This is a genomic window from Oceanobacter mangrovi, assembly GCF_019740315.1.
Lineage (GTDB): Bacteria > Pseudomonadota > Gammaproteobacteria > Pseudomonadales > Oceanobacteraceae > Oceanobacter > Oceanobacter mangrovi.
Genome location: NZ_JAHXZR010000007.1, coordinates 126,101 through 143,140, shown reverse-complemented (window position 1 = coordinate 143,140; position 17,040 = coordinate 126,101). Strand labels below are relative to the sequence as shown.

Sequence of the window (17,040 nt, the reverse complement as noted above, 5' to 3'; positions counted from 1 at the left end):
GATGTTGCTATGGTTGGGTGAGTGGTTGACCCACTTGCATTCCGGGTTTGGCGTTGTGGGCTACTTGTCGCTGCGCAGCATTTTCGCCGTCATCACGGCGTTGCTGGTGTCGATGCTGTTAGGCCCGCTGGTAATCCGCAAACTGCGTGAATACCAGATTGGTCAGGCGATCCGTGAAGTCGGTCCGAAGTCGCATCTCAGCAAGGCTGGCACGCCAACCATGGGCGGTGTTCTTATTCTGCTGTCGATCAGTGTCAGCACCCTGTTGTGGGGTGATCTGGAAAACCGTTTTATCTGGGTGGTGTTGCTGCTGACCCTGTTGTTTGGTGCCATTGGCTGGGTCGATGACTATCGCAAGGTCGTAGAGAAAAACTCCCGGGGTTTGCCGGGCCGCTGGAAATATTTCTGGCAGTCGGTGTTTGGTCTGATCGCCGCTGGAGTGCTGTATTTCACAGCCCAGGGACCAGAACAAACCCAGTTTGTAGTGCCGTTCTTCAAGGACGTCATGCCGCAACTGGGGCTACTGTTTATTGTGCTGAGCTACTTCGTCATTGTTGGTTCCAGTAACGCAGTCAACCTGACGGACGGTCTGGATGGTCTGGCGATTATGCCAACCGTGATGGTCAGTGCGGCACTGGGCCTGTGTGCCTATCTGGCGGGTAACTTTAACTACGCCACTTATCTGCATATTCCGTTTATTGCTGGTGCCGGTGAACTGGTGGTGTTCTGTGCTGCCATGGTTGGTGCCGGTATTGGTTTCCTCTGGTTCAACACCTACCCGGCCCAGGTCTTTATGGGCGACGTTGGTTCGCTGGCGCTGGGAGCGGCGCTGGGTGTGGTGGCCGTGATCATTCGTATGGAAATCGTGTTGTTCATCATGGGCGGTATTTTTGTGGCAGAAACCCTGTCGGTTATTTTGCAGGTGGCTTCGTTCAAGTTAACCGGCAAACGTATCTTCCGGATGGCGCCATTGCACCACCACTTTGAATTGAAAGGTTGGCCAGAGCCGCGAGTGATCGTGCGTTTCTGGATTGTCACCATCATTCTGGTGCTCGCCGGTTTGGCGACACTGAAAATTCGTTAATCAGGGCTGAATTGATATGACCGCCACCGTGCAGCAACCGGCAAACATCAAGCGACTGATCGTTGGACTCGGGTTATCCGGTCTGGCCACAGCCCGCTATTGCCAGCGCATGGGGTGGCCGTTTGATTTGTGTGACAGTCGTGCCCGTCTGGGCCATCTGGAACAGGTCAAAGCGGAATTTCCACATACCAAAGTGACGCTGGGCGCGCTCGATGGCGAGCAGCTGAGCCAATACCAGCAGTTGATTGTCAGCCCGGGCATTGCGCTGGCTGAACCGGCGATTCAGCAGGCGCTGGCCGCGGGTGTAGAGGTGGTTGGCGATGTTGAATTGTTCGCCCGGCATAACGATTCGCCGGTGATTGCCATTACTGGTTCCAACGGCAAAAGCACAGTCACCACGCTGGTGCGCGATATTCTGGTGGATGCCGGTTTGAACGCGGTGATGGCTGGCAATATTGGTGTGCCGGTGCTGGATTTGCTGGCGCAGCCAGACAGCCAACGCCCGGACGTGGTGGTGCTGGAGCTGTCGAGCTTCCAGCTCGAAACCACGGATACGTTGAAGCCGCGAGCGGCCACGATTCTGAATGTCAGCGAAGACCACATGGATCGTTACGAAGGCATGGCGGACTACACCTTGGCCAAGCAGCGTATTTTCCATGGTGCTGAAGCGATTATCGTCAATCGTGACGATGCGGCGACGCTGCCGGTTGATGGGCTGGTGAATCTGACCGGTTTTACGCTCAAACAGCCGCAGGAAGATGACTTTGGTGTACTGGCTGGTGAGCTTGATGGTCAGGCTGGCGAGTGGATTGTGCGCGCGGGCGTCAAGCTGGTGCACAGCTCACAGCTGAAAATTCGTGGTCGTCACAACCTTGCCAACGTGATGGCGGCGTTGGCCCTGGTCGAAACCGTTGGGGTTTCCCCTTCGCAGGCGCTGGTTACCTTGCAGCAGTTTGGTGGTTTACCGCATCGCTGTGAGTGGGTTGCCGATGTTGCTGGCGTTACCTATATCAATGACTCCAAAGGCACTAACGTGGGTTCAACCCTGGCTGCTATTGAAGGTTTTGCCGCGATGGACGGTGAAATCTGGCTGCTGGCCGGTGGTGATGGTAAGGGGCAGGACTTTTCGCCGTTGGCGGATGCCTGTCTGGGCCGTGTCCAGCAGGTTTGCTGTTACGGCAAAGACGCCCTGTTGTTGCAGGACGCGCTGCAGTCGAGCTGTTTGACGGCTGTGTTTGAAACGCTGGACGAAGCCTTTGATTGCGCGCGTCAGTCGGCCCGTAGTGGTGATCTGGTGTTGTTGTCGCCCGCTTGTGCGAGCCTCGATCAATTCGCCAACTACAACGTTCGTGGTGAACATTTCCGCCAGCTGGCGCGGGGGCTGTCATGAATCTGGCGCGCTTCCGCTGGCAGCTGCAAGACGCTCATTTCCTGCCCTGGCTGATTCTGATGCTGCTGGGCTGGCTGATGGTGTCTTCTGCCTCCACCGGCATCGCGGAAAAACTCACTGGCAACGCTGCCTATTTCAGCATTCGTCACGGTGTGTATTTGCTGATTGGTGCGGCCGCCTTGTTGTTTATCAGCAATATTCCGCTGCAGCGCTGGCGCCAGTTTGAGGTGCCGTTGCTGCTGATTGGTGTGGTTGGTCTGGTGCTGGTACTGGTGCCGGGCGTTGGCCACGAAGTGAACGGCAGTCGGCGCTGGCTGAACCTCGGCATTATCAAGCTGCAGGCGTCAGAGCTGGCCAAGTTGGGGGCGGTGTTTTACGTCGCCGGTTATCTGATTCGCCGCTTGCCAGAAGTGCGGGAGCGTTTCTGGGGGTTTGTAAAACCACTGATGATTTTGATGGCAATGGTATTCCTGCTGTTGATGGAACCAGATTTTGGTGCTGCGGTAGTGCTGCTGGGTGCCGCTATGGTGCAGCTGTTTCTGGGCGGCGTAAAAGCCGGTCAGTATTTTCTGTTGATGATTGGTGCCTTGCTGCTGTCGGTGGTGGCGGTGACGTCAGAAGAGTGGCGAGTCGCCCGTCTGATGGCCTATCTCGATCCGTGGGCCCCTGAACACGTGTACGGCACGGGTTATCAGCTGACCCAGTCGCTGATTGCTTTTGGTCGTGGTGAGTTATTTGGTGTGGGCCTGGGTGAAAGCATCCAGAAGTTGTTCTATCTGCCGGAAGCGCATACCGACTTTGTATTCGCAATCTGGGCCGAGGAAACCGGCTTGTTTGGTGCCCTGGCGGCCATCGGCATGATCGGCTGGTTGATCGGTCGCATATGGCAAACCGTCTGGATTGCCCAGCAGCGTGGCTTGTTGTACGGCGCTTATGTGGCAGCGGGCATTGGCTCGCTGTTGTCGTTGCAGGTGGTGATTAACCTGGGTGTGAACATTGGTTTGCTGCCAACCAAGGGGCTGACGTTACCGTTTTTCAGTTACGGCGGCAGTAGTCTGGTGTTGGCCTGTGTGATGGTGGGCATTGTGATGCGGGTGCGGCACGAAGCCCTGGCGGTGGATGTTGCCGAGCCTGAGTTGCCGGAAAACGGCGGCCCATTTAAATCCAGAAAAGCCAAGGATAGTGCCAGTGAGGTAGCTGTATGAGCGCCGTAAATCAGTCAACAGGCAAGCCCAAAGTGGCCTTGATGATGGCTGCTGGCACCGGTGGTCATGTATTTCCGGCGCTGGCGGTTGCGCGTGCGTTGCAGCTTGAAGGTTTTGAGATTCACTGGCTCGGTACACCGCATGGCATGGAGCAGAATCTGGTGCCGCAAGCCGGTATTGAACTGCATGCCGTGAATATCAAGGGGCTGCGTGGCAAGGGTCTGATAGGCCTGCTGGTTGCGCCCTGGCGGATTCTGCAGGCGACCTTGCAGTCGCTGACGGTGATCAAACAGATCAAGGCCGATATCGTGATTGGTTTTGGTGGTTATATTGCCGGGCCCGGCGGGGTGGCGGCTCGGCTGGCCGGTTTGCCGCTGCTGATTCATGAGCAGAATGCGCTGGCGGGCATGACCAACAAGCTGCTGAATCGGCTGGCAAAGGTGAGTTTGCAGGCATTTCCGGGCGCGCTTGAGGGGGCCATTACGGTGGGCAACCCGGTGCGCGATGAAGTGGTGGATCTGCCGGAAACGCCGATTCCCCATCAGCGGCCTCTGAACATTCTGGTGGTTGGCGGCAGTCTGGGAGCGTCTGCGCTCAACGATGCCGTACTGGCCTGTTGGCAACAGATGCCGCTTGAGCAACGGCCACAGCTGCGTCATCAGGTTGGCAAGCGTGATGAACAACGGATGCTCGAAGCCTATGCCGCGACGGATGTAAAAGCCGACGTGTCTGCCTTTATCGACGATATGGCGGCGGCTTATGAATGGGCTGATCTGCTGATTTGTCGCTCTGGCGCGCTGACCGTGTCTGAGATTGCCGCAGCGGGCAAGGCTTCGATTCTGGTGCCGTATCCCTACGCGGTTGATGACCACCAGACCGTAAATGCTGCTTACCTGGCGGATGCCGGAGCAGCGCTGATTCGTCAGCAAAAAGAATTGACTCCTGAATGGCTGCTGGAAACGGTGCAACAACTGAATTCCGACCGGCAGCGATTACAGGCCATGGCGACAGCCAGTCGCCAGCAGGCCAAAGCGGATGCTACCGCGCTGGCCGTTGAACAGATTATGAGGTTGACCCGTGATTGATAGCAGATCGAGAAGCAATGCCGCCGACGCAGGCATGATTCCGGAAATGCGCCGTATTCGAGGCATTCATTTCATCGGTATCGGTGGTACCGGTATGTGTGGTATCGCCGAGGTACTGCTGAACCAGGGTTATGACATCAGTGGTTCTGATATTCGTGAGAGTGGTGTAACCCAGCGACTGGAAAGTCTGGGCGCGACTATTTTTATTGGCCATCAGCGCGAAAATATCGAAGACGCCGACGTGGTGGTGGTTTCCAGTGCCATCGACGAAAGCAATCCGGAAGTCGCGGCAGCGCTGGAGCAGCGCAAGCCAGTCGTACGTCGTGCTGAGATGCTGGCGGAACTGATGCGTTTCCGTTACGGCATTGCCGTAGCTGGAACCCACGGCAAGACCACCACTACCAGTTTGCTGACCAGTATTTTTGCCGAAGCTGAACTGGACCCAACCTTTGTGATTGGCGGCAAGCTCAACAGTGCTGGTGCCAACGCTCGCCTGGGAGCCAGTCGCTATCTTATTGCTGAAGCGGATGAAAGTGACGCCAGCTTCCTGCACTTGCAGCCGATGGTGGCAATTGTGACCAACATCGACGCTGACCATATGTCGACCTATGGCGGTGACTTCGAGAAGCTCAAGCAGACCTTTATCGATTTCCTCCACAACCTGCCGTTTTACGGTTTGGCGGTAGTCTGCATCGACGATGACACCGTACGTTCGATTCTGCCCTCGATCTCGCGGCCAATGGTGACCTACGGATTCTCGGAAGATGCTGATTATCGGGCGATCGATATTCGCCAGCAGGGCATGTACACCGAATTCACCCTGGTGCGTCCAAATGATCGGCCATCACTGCAAATCCGTATGCGGATGCCGGGCAAGCACAATGTGCTGAATGCATTGGCAACGGTGGCAATTGCCGACGACGAAGATGTGTCGGATGAAGCGATCCAGGCAGCGCTGGAAAAATTTGCCGGTGTCGGCCGCCGCTTCCAGGTTTGTGGCCAGTTTGAGCTGGGTGATGGCGACGTGTTGATGGTGGATGACTATGGACACCATCCGCGCGAGCTGGAAGTCACCATGGAAGCGATTCGTAAAGGCTTCCCGGAGCGTCGTCTGGTGATGCTGTTTCAACCGCACCGTTTCAGCCGTACCCGTGACCTCTACGAAGATTTCGTCAAGGTGCTGTCCCGTGCTGACGTACTGTTGCTAATGGATGTTTATCCAGCCGGTGAAAAATCAATTGCCGGAGCCGACGGTCGTTCGCTGTGCGGCAGTATTCGCCAGCGCGGTGAAGTTGATCCGGTGTTTATTGAACGTGGTGAATCCTTGCAGGGCCTGTTGAGTGGTGTACTGAAACCAGGCGACCTGCTGCTGACCCAGGGTGCTGGCGATATTGGTGCCTTGTCTTTACAAATTGCTGAAGCCTTGCCGGGTTGGCTGGCTGCAGAAGGAGCATCGCATGACTGATGTGGCGTCTTTTGGCCGGGTTGCCGTATTGATGGGCGGTACTTCTGCCGAACGGGCAGTATCACTGCGCAGTGGCGCTGCGGTATTGGCAGCCTTGCAAAGCCGGGGTGTGGATGCCGTCGGTGTTGATGTCGGTGACGACGTGGTTCAGCTGCTGGCAGCCGAGTCTTTTGACATGGCCTTTATCGCGCTGCACGGCCGCGGTGGTGAAGATGGCACCATTCAGGGATTGCTGGAGTGGCTGAAGATTCCCTACACCGGTAGTGGTGTGATGGCTTCTGCCTTGGGGATGGATAAGTGGCGCACCAAGATGTTGTGGCAAGCGGCTGGTTTGCCAACACCACCCGCTGCACTGCTGGACAGCACGTCTGACTGGCAGCAGGTGATGGTGGAACTGGGTTCAGATGCCATCGTCAAGCCAGCGCATGAAGGCTCCAGTATCGGCATGTTCAAGGTGCAGGATGCTGAAGGTTTGCAGCAAAGTTTTGGCAAAGCCTCGAAGTTTGATGCGCTGGTGCTGGCCGAGCGCTGGATCAGTGGCAAGGAATTTACCGTCGCGGTGCTGCAGGATCAGGTGTTGCCACCGATTCAACTGAAAACGACCCATACCTTCTATGACTATGAAGCCAAATATGAGGCTAACGATACCCAGTATCTGTTGCCTTGTGGACTGGATGAAGAGAAGGAAAACGAACTAAAGGCATTGGCCCGTCGTGCATTCGATATGGTCGGCTGTCGTGGCTGGGGCCGGGTTGACGTGATGCAGGATCAGGATGGTGGTTTCTGGTTGCTGGAGGTGAACACCAGCCCGGGTATGACCGACCACAGCCTGGTGCCAATGGCTGCCAGAGCAGTCGGCATGGCCTTTGATGAACTGGTTATCCAGCTGCTGCAAGAAGTACGGAGCCGCCAGGATGGCAAAGGATAAGTTGCCGCCGGCTGGAGCAACCCTGCGTCCAGAACCCAGACAGCCATTACGGCAGCGGTTCAGCTTTCGCATTCGGGTACCAAGGTTTGTCTGGATTGGTTTATTTGCAGTGCTGGCGTTGGGTTCTTTGAGCTGGCTTGCAAATGACATGTATCGCAGCTGGCCGGTCAAGGATGTGGTGGTGGTCGGCGAACTGGATGCATTGAATCCGAGGGATCTGGCAGCCAGTTTGTTGTGGGTGAAAAACGAAAGCTTTTTCACGCTGGATGTTGAGAAAGTCCAGCAGCAGATTGCGGCCATGCCGATGGTGGCCAGGGTGGCTGTACGCAAGAAGTGGCCAGGCAGCGTGGAACTGCTGGTGTATGAAGATGTGCCGGTGGCGCTCTGGAATGACGAATATCTGGTGACGGCATCGGGGCGTATATCGCCTTTGCCGGATGGTTATAGCGATCAGGGTTTGATGCGGCTTTATGGTGATGAAGCTGCCAAGCAGAGTTCGGTGCGTTATTTCCGCCGTGCCCAACAGGTGTTGCAGGGCAGTGGTGTGAGTGTTGAAAGCATGAATGTTAACGCGGTGCAGTCGGTTGATATCACCCTAAGTAATGGCTGGGTGGTTCGACTGGGCCGTCAATATTTTGAAGAAAGGTTGCAGCGTTTGCAGGTGCTGCTGACAAGGCTGGATCAAAAGGTCGTTCAGCAGGTGGACCTACGATATGGAAAGGGCGCCGCAATACGATGGAACACAGAGGGGGTAACCGGATAATGGCTCAAGCTCAAGCCGGAAAAATGCTGGTTGGTCTGGATATTGGTACGTCCAAGATCGTCGCGATTGTGGGAGAAGTGACTCCCGAAGGCGGTATTGAAATTGTCGGACTGGGCAGTCATCCCAGTCGTGGCATGAAAAAAGGCGTGGTCGTCAATATTGAATCGACCGTGCAATCCATTCGTCGCGCGGTGGAAGAGGCCGAGTTGATGGCGGGCTGCACTATCCACTCCGTCTATGCCGGGATCGCGGGTAGCCATGTGCAATCGCAGAACTCCAATGGCGTGGTGGCTGTGCGCGGCGCGGAAATTACCGAGCCGGATCTTGAGCGGGTGATCGATGCTGCCCAGGCGGTCGCTATTCCGCAGGATCGCCGCACCATCCATGTGATTCCGCAGGAGTTTATCGTTGATAGCCAGGAAGGTATTCGCGAGCCGATTGGTATGGCCGGGGTGCGTCTGGAAGCCAAAGTGCATTTGGTAACTGCAGCGGTGAATGCGGCGCAGAATATTGAGCGCTGTGTGCAGCGCTGTAATTTGCGTACTGAAGATATAATTCTGGAGCAACTGGCGTCCAGTTATGCGGTATTAACCGATGATGAGCGCGAGCTCGGTGTTTGTATGGTAGATATTGGTGGCGGCACCACGGATATCGCTATTTTTACTGATGGCGCGATAAGACATACCGCGGTTATTCCGATTGCTGGTGACCAGGTTACCAACGATATTGCAATGGCATTACTGACGCCTACGCAACATGCTGAAGAAATAAAAATCAAATATGCATGCGCGCTGAGACAATTGGCGCGAGATGACGAGATGATCAACGTCCCAAGCGTTGGTGATCGGCCATCACGACAACTCTCTCGTCAGTCATTGGCAGAGGTTGTTGAACCAAGATATGACGAATTGTTTACATTGATTCAGGCAGAATTGCGCCGTAGTGGCTATGATGAACTGATTCCTGCCGGAATTGTGTTAACTGGTGGAACAGCCAAAATGGAAGGCGTAGTAGAACTGGCGGAAGAAATATTTCATATGCCGGTCAGATTGGCTCGTCCGCATGGCGTATCCGGACTAACCGATGTGATTAATAATCCTATCTACAGTACTGCTGTAGGGCTTTTGTTATATGCGGCCAAACAGCCCGGTAATAAAGCTCCTCAAGTAATCGAAGAAAGGTCACAAAGTGGCGTTTTTTCTCGTATATCTGAATGGATTAAGGGCAATTTTTAGTATTTAATTAGTGATGCGTAGCAGAGGGGGTATGTTATGTCATTTGGGACTGAAGGCGACATGTTCGAATTAGCGGATGATGTGCTCGAAAACGCGGTAATCAAGGTTATCGGCGTAGGCGGCGGTGGCGGTAATGCTGTCCAGCACATGGTTGAAAGCAACATCGAAGGCGTAGAATTTATTTGTGCCAATACCGACGCGCAGGCGCTGCGGAATATTGGTGCGCGCTCAGTGATTCAGCTGGGCTCAGGTCTGACCAAGGGATTGGGTGCAGGTGCCAACCCGGATGTTGGTCGTCAGGCCGCAATTGAAGATCGTGAACGCATTGCTGACGCTCTGAAAGGCGCAGACATGGTGTTCATTACAGCAGGTATGGGTGGTGGTACCGGTACTGGCGGTGCTCCAGTGGTGGCAGAAATTGCCCGTGAGCTGGGCATCCTGACGGTTGCTGTGGTTACCCGTCCATTCTCTTTCGAAGGCAAGAAGCGCATGGCGCTGGCCGAGATCGGTCTGAAGCAACTGGCTGAGCACGTTGATTCGCTGATCACTATCCCGAACGAGAAACTGCTGACCGTACTGGGCAAGGGCACTACCTTGATGGACGCGTTCCGCTCCGCCAACGATGTGTTGCACGGTGCGGTTAAAGGTATTTCTGACCTGATCACCCAGCAAGGTATGATCAACGTCGACTTCGCCGACGTTCGTACCGTGATGTCCGAAATGGGCCAGGCAATGATGGGCAGTGGTTCCGCCAGTGGTGAGAACCGTGCTCGCAAAGCTGCTGAAGCCGCTGTTGGCAGCCCATTGCTGGAAGACGTGAATCTGGCAGGTGCGCGCGGTATTCTGGTTAACGTAACCGCTGGTTTTGATCTGTCTCTGGGTGAATTCTCCGAGGTGGGTGACATTATCGGTGAATACGCTGCGGAAGATGCCACCGTGGTTGTGGGTACGGTTATTGATCCTGAAATGAGTGATGAACTGCGGGTTACCGTGGTTGCTACCGGTCTGACCAGCCACGCTGCCGCCGCAGCTGCGCCGGCTGGTGGGGAACAAAGGCCAAAAAAAGTGATCGATAATACTCCTAAACGCGCTGATGGTTCGCCAGACTACGCCAAAATGGAGCGCCCGGCGGTAACTCGCCAGGTCGGTGGTCAGGCAGCCCAGGTAGAGCCGAAAACGCGGCAGGACATGGAATATCTCGATATTCCAGCGTTTTTGCGACGTCAGGCCGACTAACAGGACACGCCTCTGGCGTGTCTCTCGTTACCTGCTATAATCGGCGTCAATTATGATTTGCCAAATTTTAGACGGCCAGTAACGGCAGGACTGTCAGAATGATCCCTCAACGCACGCTCAAAAACACCATTCGCGCTTCCGGTGTTGGCCTTCACTCCGGTGAAAAGGTCTATTTGACACTGAAGCCAGCGCCTGAGAATACAGGGATTGTATTCCGCCGTGTCGACCTCGATCCTGTGGTCGACATTCCTGCAAACGCGACCAGCGTGGGTGAAACCACGCTGTCGACGACTCTGGTTCGCGATCACGCCAAGGTCGATACCGTAGAACACTTGCTATCCGCGATGGCTGGTTTGGGTATTGATAATGCGATTGTTGAAGTCAGTGCCCAGGAAGTCCCGATTATGGACGGTAGCTCCGGCCCGTTCGTATTCCTGCTGCAATCTGCCGGTCTGCTGGAGCAGCAGGCTCTTAAGCGTTTTATCCGTATCAAGCGTCGCGTTGAAGTACGTGATGGCGATAAATACGCAGCGTTTCTGCCGTACGATGGTTTTAAGGTTTCTTTCGAAATCGACTTCGACCACCCGGTACTGAAGCAGAGTGTGCAGAAAGCCAGCCTTGATTTCTCTTCAACTTCCTACGTCAAGGAAGTGAGCCGCGCCCGTACCTTTGGTTTCACCAAGGATCTGGAATACATGCGCTCCAAAAACCTGGCGTTGGGCGGCAGTGTCAAGAACGCCATCGTGGTTGATGACTACCGTGTTCTTAACGAAGACGGTCTGCGGTATGAAGATGAATTCGTCAAGCACAAGATTCTGGATGCGGTCGGTGACCTCTACCTGTTGGGCCACAGCCTGATTGGTGAGTTTGTTGGCTACAAGTCTGGTCACGGTCTCAACAACCACTTGCTGCGTGAGCTGCTGGCTCAGCAGGATGCCTGGGAATTTGTTGAATTCGATGACGAATCTGCCCCGGCACCAATCAGCTACATGCGCCCGGCAGCGGCGGTATAACAGTCGTTAAGCTGCTTTCAGATGCCTTGTAGATAAAGGCGCTGGTAATTAGAAAAGGCCATAGTAATATGGCCTTTTCTTTTGGTAGCAGAATAGAGTCGCGGAACAGGTTCACAAAATGGGAGGTAAGGCATGTGTCGACTTGTCACGTGTCAGCTTGTCCACCAAACATGAATCTATACTCTGGGCAGGCAATGACTGAACCTGGTTATCCATGAATATAATTGTTGTTGGTCAGCGTCACGGTGAGTCCCGGACTTATCGATTGACCACTCCTGCAAAAACCTTGCTGTTCGGCTGTTTGGTGGCGCTGCCTTTTGCGATGGGCGTTGCCGGTTTCTGGCTGAGCGAATGGCTGGGTGATGAAGGCTTTTCGTTTGAGCCAGTGGCCACCGAAGCCTGGGAAAATGACCTGAACCTGCAAAAGCAGGAAATCGAAAAAATCCGCCAACAGACGGATCATGAGCTGCAAGCGCTGACGGTGAAGCTGGCGGAACTGCAGTCACGTCTGATGCGACTGGATGCCTTGGGTGAACGTCTGGTTGACGTTGCCGACCTGTCTTCTGACGAATTTGATTTCTCCATGGCTCCGGCACTGGGTGGCCCGGCGGCTCTGGGTGATGCCTATCAGGCACCGGAAATCCGTTCGGTTCTCAATGATCTTGCTGATCGTATTATCCAGCGCGAGCAACAGCTTGAGGTGCTGGATGACCTGATGGCTGAACGCCGTCTCAATGCTGATACCTTTGTATCTGGCCGACCGATTACCAAAGGCTGGATGTCTTCCCGTTATGGTCGTCGTACCGATCCTTTCACCGGCCAGCTGGCCTGGCACGCAGGTGTCGATTTTGCCGGCAAGCTGGGCTCTGATGTTGTTGCGGTCGCATCGGGGGTAGTGACCTGGTCGGGTGATCGTTACGGCTATGGCAAGATGGTCGAGATCAACCATGGTAATGGTTACAAGACCCGTTACGCCCACTGTCAGGAACTCAAGGTCAAGGTTGGTGACATCGTTCGCAAGGGCGATATCGTTGCTGCCATGGGCAGCAGCGGCCGTTCTACCGGCCCTCACGTACATTTTGAAGTCTACAAGAATGGACGCACGGTTGATCCAGCCGCCTATCTGCATCGGACCCTTCGCTAGTACAGGTTCTCCTGCTGCTGCACTCGGGCTTGTCATCAAATAACTGTATAAGGATCAGAGCGCCAGGCCCGGCCTCAATGAATTCAAGACTGGATAGAAACGTTCACATGATTGGTAATATTTTTCGCAAGGTTTTCGGTAGCAAGAACAGCCGTGAGCTGAAGCGTATGGGCAAGGTTGTTGCCCAGATCAATGCTCTGGAAGAGTCCATCAAAGTACTGTCAGATGCTGACCTGCAAGCCAAAACCCTGGCTTTCCGGGAACGTCTGCAGCAAGGTGAATCGCTCGACAAAATTCTGCCGGAAGCCTTTGCAGTTTGTCGCGAAGCCAGTACCCGGGTTATGGGCATGCGGCACTTTGACGTCCAGCTGATTGGTGGTATGACGCTGCATGAAGGTCGTATTGCCGAGATGCGTACCGGTGAAGGTAAAACCCTGGTGGGTACCTTGCCGACCTATCTGAACGCGCTGACCGGTAAAAGTGTTCATGTTGTCACGGTCAACGACTATCTGGCCCGTCGTGACGCCGACTGGATGCGCCCGTTGTATGAATTCCTCGGCCTCAGTGTGGGTGTGGTGGTGCCGGGCCAGGTTGGCGAAGAAAAACGCGCCTCCTATCAGTGCGATATTGTTTACGGTACCAACAACGAGTTTGGTTTCGACTACCTGCGCGACAACATGGCTTTCTCGGTGGAAGACAAGGTACAGCGCGAACTCTACTTCGCGATTGTCGACGAAGTGGACTCCATCCTGATTGACGAAGCCCGTACACCACTGATTATTTCCGGTCCGGCGCAGGATAACTCCGAACTGTACCGGCGTATGAATGAGCTGGCGCCACAGCTGCAGAAAGCCGAACTGGATGAAGAAGAAAATCCGATTTCTGGCCATTTTGTGGTGGATGAGAAGAGCCGCTCCATCGAACTGACCGAAGAAGGTCACGAGTTCGTTGAAAACATGCTGATGGAAGCAGGCATTCTGCCAGAAGGCGACAGCCTCTATGCGACCCAGAACCTCAACCTGCTGCACCACGTGCATTCCGCCTTGCGTGCCCATGCTATCTACCAGAAGAACGTTGACTACATCGTCCAGAATGGTCAGGTCGTAATTGTTGACGAGCACACAGGTCGTACCATGCCAGGCCGCCGCTGGAGCGAAGGTCTGCATCAGGCGATCGAAGCCAAAGAAGGCGTGCGTATTCAGGCAGAAAGTCAAACGCTGGCATCGACTACCTTCCAGAACTACTTCCGTTTGTACGAGAAGCTGGGCGGCATGACAGGTACAGCGGATACTGAAGCCTTCGAATTCCATCAGATCTACGGTCTGGATGTGGTAGTGATTCCAACCAACAAAACCATCCAGCGTATTGATTACAACGACGTGATCTACGCCACCCAGGCAGAAAAATACAACGCTGTGATCGAAGAGATCCGCGAAGTGGTTGCCCAGCAGCGGCCGGTACTGGTGGGTACCGCGTCAATTGAAGCGTCCGAGTATGTTTCAACGCTGCTGAAGAAAGCCAAGATTCCGCACAACGTCCTGAATGCCAAGGAAAACGCCCGCGAAGCCCAGATCATTGCGGAAGCCGGTCGTCCGGGAGCCGTTACCATTGCCACCAATATGGCCGGTCGTGGTACCGACATCATGCTTGGGGGTAACTGGGAATCTGAAGTGGCAATGCTGGAAAATCCTTCTGATGAGCAGGTTGCTGCGATCAAGACAGACTGGCAACAGCGTCACGAAGGCGTGCTGGCGGCCGGTGGTTTGCACATCATTGGTACCGAGCGTCACGAATCCCGTCGTATTGATAACCAGCTGCGTGGTCGTGCCGGCCGTCAGGGGGATGCTGGTTCTACCCGTTTCTTCCTGTCGCTGGAAGACAACCTGATGCGCCTGTTTATGTCTGATCGCATGCGTAACATGATGCAGGCACTGGGTATGAAAGACGGCGAATCCATCGAACACAAGATGGTGACCAACGCGGTAGAAAAAGCCCAGCGCAAGGTTGAAGGCCGTAACTTCGACATCCGCAAGCAGTTGCTGGAATACGATGATGTTGCCAACGATCAGCGTCGGGTTGTCTACGAACAGCGTAACGATCTGATGGCGATGGAAGACATTGGCGATATCATCAGCACCGTTCGCAAGGACGTGGTGGAAGAAGCCATTACCGACTACATTCCAGCCCAGAGTCTGGAGGAACAGTGGGACATTGCCGGTCTGGAAGCCCACCTGAAAGCCGAATTTGATATCGAATTGCCAATCCAGCAGTGGCTCGACAGCGAAGAGAAGCTGTTTGAAGAAACACTGCGTGAGCGTATCGTTGAAGCGGTTGAACAGGCTTATCGCAGCAAGGAAGAGCAGGTTGGCCGTGAAACCCTGCGTATCTTCGAGAAGCAGGTCATGCTGCAAATCGTTGATAACCTCTGGAAAGAACACCTGGCAACCATGGACCATCTGCGTCAGGGTATTCACCTGCGCGGTTATGGCCAGAAGAACCCGAAACAGGAGTACAAGCGTGAATCCTTTACCCTGTTCCAACAGTTGCTGACCAATATCAAACGCGAAACCATCCGTGTCCTGTCACACGTAAAAGTGCGTCAGGAAGAAGATGTTCGCGAGATGGAAGAACGTCGTCGTGCCGAAGCAGAAGCCCAGGCACGCGCGGTGCAGTACCAGCATGAGTCGGCCACCGCCATGGGCGCAGCCGAACCTGCAGAGGAAGATCCGGAAGCGGCCCAGCCATTCGTTCGTGACCTGCCAAAAGTTGGTCGAAACGATCCTTGTCCGTGCGGCTCCGGTAAAAAGTACAAACATTGCCACGGCACTCTGTCGTGAGTCGGAAGGACTGTTGAATATGGCCGTAAACCTGACGGTATTTGAGGATTTTGTTGCGGTTAAAGGCGTGCGGATCGGGATCACCCAATCCGCCGTGCGTTATGCCAATCGTGATGACATGGTAATTTTTGAACTGGCTGAAGGCACCAATGTTGCCGGTGTGTTCACCCGCAACGCCTTTTGTGCGGCACCAGTACAAATTTGCCGGACTCATTTGCAGCAGACGTCACCGCGCTACTTGCTGATCAACACTGGTAACGCCAATGCCGGTACAGGCAAAGATGGCTTTGCCAATGCTGAGCGCACTTGCCAATTACTGGCGGATGCCGCTGGTGTGGCGGTAGAGCAGATTTTGCCGTTCTCTACCGGTGTGATTGGTGAGCCTCTGAACATGGCGGCGTTTGAGCGCGGTATTCCGGCAGCACTGGCAGCGCTGGATGAAGCTAACTGGGCGCGAGCTGCCCGTGGCATCATGACCACGGATACCTTGCCAAAAGGTTACAGCAAGACCCTCACGCTGGCTGGCAAAAGCGTCACTCTGACCGGTATTTCCAAAGGCGCGGGTATGATCAAGCCGGACATGGCTACCATGCTGGGCTTTATTGCCACGGATGCTGCCGTGGAGCAGGAAATTCTCAACGACTGGTGCAAACGACTGGCAAACTCCTCGTTCAACCGCATCACGATCGATGGTGATACCTCTACCAACGACAGCTGCATCCTGATGGCTACCGGCCAGTCTGGCCTGGTGATCGGCGATGCAGATTCTGTGGAAGCGGAAACCCTGTTTGCTGAACTGAAGCAGGCGTTCCAGACTCTGGCCCAGGCCATCGTCCGCGACGGTGAAGGTGCTACCAAGTACGTCACCATCAAGGTACTGGAAGCGGCTGAACAGCAGGAAGCACTGGATGTTGCCTACACGGTTGCTCACTCACCACTGGTGAAGACCGCGATGTTTGCATCTGACGCCAACTGGGGCCGGATTTTGGCCGCGGTTGGTCGCGCGGGTGTGAAAAACATGGATCTGGAAAAAATCCAGATCTGGCTGGACGATGTACGTATCGTTGAAAACGGCGGTCGCTGCGCCGGTTACACCGAAGCCGCGGGTGCCGCTGTGTTTGCCCAGTCCGAGTTCGTGGTGACGATTGCGCTGGGACGTGGTGACGTTGAAGAGACGCTCTGGACCACCGACCTGTCGCACGAGTACGTCACTATCAACGCGGACTACCGTTCCTGATGTCGACTCGCCAGATCAATGTCGCAGTAGCGGTAATCGAGGATGCGCAACAGCGCATCCTGATTGCCAAGCGGCCAGATGATAAACATCAGGGCGGTTTGTGGGAGTTTCCCGGCGGCAAGATTGAAGCGGGCGAAACTACTGCGGCGGCGCTGGTGCGTGAACTGGATGAGGAGCTTGGTCTGCGATTGGGCTCTGACTGTATGTCGCCGTTACTGGAAATCTGCCATGACTACTCCGACAAGTCGGTACGACTGGATGTTTACCGGGTGTTGGTAACGGCTGCGGAAGCTGCGACTGCGCACGGTGCTGAAGGTCAGCCAGTTCGTTGGGTGCCATTGGCTGAGCTGGCGGAGTTTGAATTTCCGGCTGCCAACGGTCCGATTCTGGCAGCCTTGATCAGCGGCTGAGTTGTTTT

At 54.9% G+C, this 17,040-nt stretch carries 14 protein-coding genes; all 14 read left to right on the top strand.

Annotation, left to right across the window (positions count from 1 at the left end):
- The first annotated feature begins 1 nt into the window (after window position 1).
- The 14 genes from mraY (at window position 2) to mutT (ending at window position 17,032) form a co-directional block, all read left to right on the top strand.
- Complete coding sequence (gene mraY, locus K6123_RS15230) at window positions 2-1,084, top strand: phospho-N-acetylmuramoyl-pentapeptide-transferase (protein WP_221799224.1); 1,083 nt, start codon at window positions 2-4, stop codon at window positions 1,082-1,084.
- A gap of 16 nt (window positions 1,085-1,100) precedes the next feature.
- Complete coding sequence (gene murD, locus K6123_RS15225) at window positions 1,101-2,474, top strand: UDP-N-acetylmuramoyl-L-alanine--D-glutamate ligase (RefSeq protein WP_221799222.1); 1,374 nt, start codon at window positions 1,101-1,103, stop codon at window positions 2,472-2,474.
- Complete coding sequence (ftsW, locus tag K6123_RS15220; protein WP_221799220.1) at window positions 2,471-3,679, top strand: putative lipid II flippase FtsW; 1,209 nt, start codon at window positions 2,471-2,473, stop codon at window positions 3,677-3,679. The genes murD and ftsW overlap by 4 nt, the downstream gene beginning before the upstream one ends.
- Window positions 3,676-4,764 carry an undecaprenyldiphospho-muramoylpentapeptide beta-N-acetylglucosaminyltransferase gene (gene murG, locus K6123_RS15215; RefSeq protein WP_221799218.1) on the top strand — a complete coding sequence of 363 codons (1,089 nt, stop codon included), beginning with the start codon at window positions 3,676-3,678 and terminating at the stop codon, window positions 4,762-4,764. The genes ftsW and murG overlap by 4 nt, the downstream gene beginning before the upstream one ends.
- A gap of 34 nt (window positions 4,765-4,798) precedes the next feature.
- Complete coding sequence (gene murC, locus K6123_RS15210) at window positions 4,799-6,229, top strand: UDP-N-acetylmuramate--L-alanine ligase (RefSeq protein WP_221799457.1); 1,431 nt, start codon at window positions 4,799-4,801, stop codon at window positions 6,227-6,229.
- The gene (locus K6123_RS15205) at window positions 6,222-7,157 is read left to right on the top strand and encodes a D-alanine--D-alanine ligase (RefSeq protein ID WP_221799217.1); all 936 of its coding nucleotides are present in this window, start codon (window positions 6,222-6,224) and stop codon (window positions 7,155-7,157) included. Before murC ends, K6123_RS15205 begins: the two co-directional genes overlap by 8 nt.
- Window positions 7,144-7,920, top strand: coding sequence for a cell division protein FtsQ/DivIB (locus K6123_RS15200; RefSeq protein WP_221799215.1), 777 nt, complete (start codon window positions 7,144-7,146; stop codon window positions 7,918-7,920). The genes K6123_RS15205 and K6123_RS15200 overlap by 14 nt, the downstream gene beginning before the upstream one ends.
- A complete protein-coding gene (ftsA, locus tag K6123_RS15195) occupies window positions 7,920-9,155 on the top strand; it encodes a cell division protein FtsA (RefSeq protein ID WP_221799212.1) in 1,236 nt (411 codons plus the stop codon). The genes K6123_RS15200 and ftsA overlap by 1 nt, the downstream gene beginning before the upstream one ends.
- 60 nt (window positions 9,156-9,215) lie before the next feature.
- Window positions 9,216-10,391: a cell division protein FtsZ gene (gene ftsZ, locus K6123_RS15190; protein WP_221799455.1), complete on the top strand. Its 1,176-nt coding sequence runs from the start codon at window positions 9,216-9,218 to the stop codon at window positions 10,389-10,391.
- A gap of 98 nt (window positions 10,392-10,489) precedes the next feature.
- Window positions 10,490-11,404 (top strand): UDP-3-O-acyl-N-acetylglucosamine deacetylase, encoded by a 915-nt coding sequence (gene lpxC, locus K6123_RS15185; RefSeq protein WP_221799210.1) that lies wholly within the window; start codon window positions 10,490-10,492, stop codon window positions 11,402-11,404.
- Between the two features lie 214 nt (window positions 11,405-11,618).
- The gene (locus K6123_RS15180) at window positions 11,619-12,548 is read left to right on the top strand and encodes a M23 family metallopeptidase (protein WP_221799208.1); all 930 of its coding nucleotides are present in this window, start codon (window positions 11,619-11,621) and stop codon (window positions 12,546-12,548) included.
- Window positions 12,549-12,655: 107 nt separating this feature from the next.
- Window positions 12,656-15,385 carry a preprotein translocase subunit SecA gene (gene secA, locus K6123_RS15175; protein WP_221799206.1) on the top strand — a complete coding sequence of 910 codons (2,730 nt, stop codon included), beginning with the start codon at window positions 12,656-12,658 and terminating at the stop codon, window positions 15,383-15,385.
- 19 nt (window positions 15,386-15,404) lie between these two features.
- Window positions 15,405-16,622, top strand: a complete 1,218-nt coding sequence (argJ, locus tag K6123_RS15170) for a bifunctional glutamate N-acetyltransferase/amino-acid acetyltransferase ArgJ (protein ID WP_221799204.1) — start codon at window positions 15,405-15,407, stop codon at window positions 16,620-16,622.
- Window positions 16,622-17,032 (top strand): 8-oxo-dGTP diphosphatase MutT, encoded by a 411-nt coding sequence (mutT, locus tag K6123_RS15165; protein WP_221799202.1) that lies wholly within the window; start codon window positions 16,622-16,624, stop codon window positions 17,030-17,032. The genes argJ and mutT overlap by 1 nt, the downstream gene beginning before the upstream one ends.
- The last annotated feature ends 8 nt before the right edge of the window (window positions 17,033-17,040 follow it).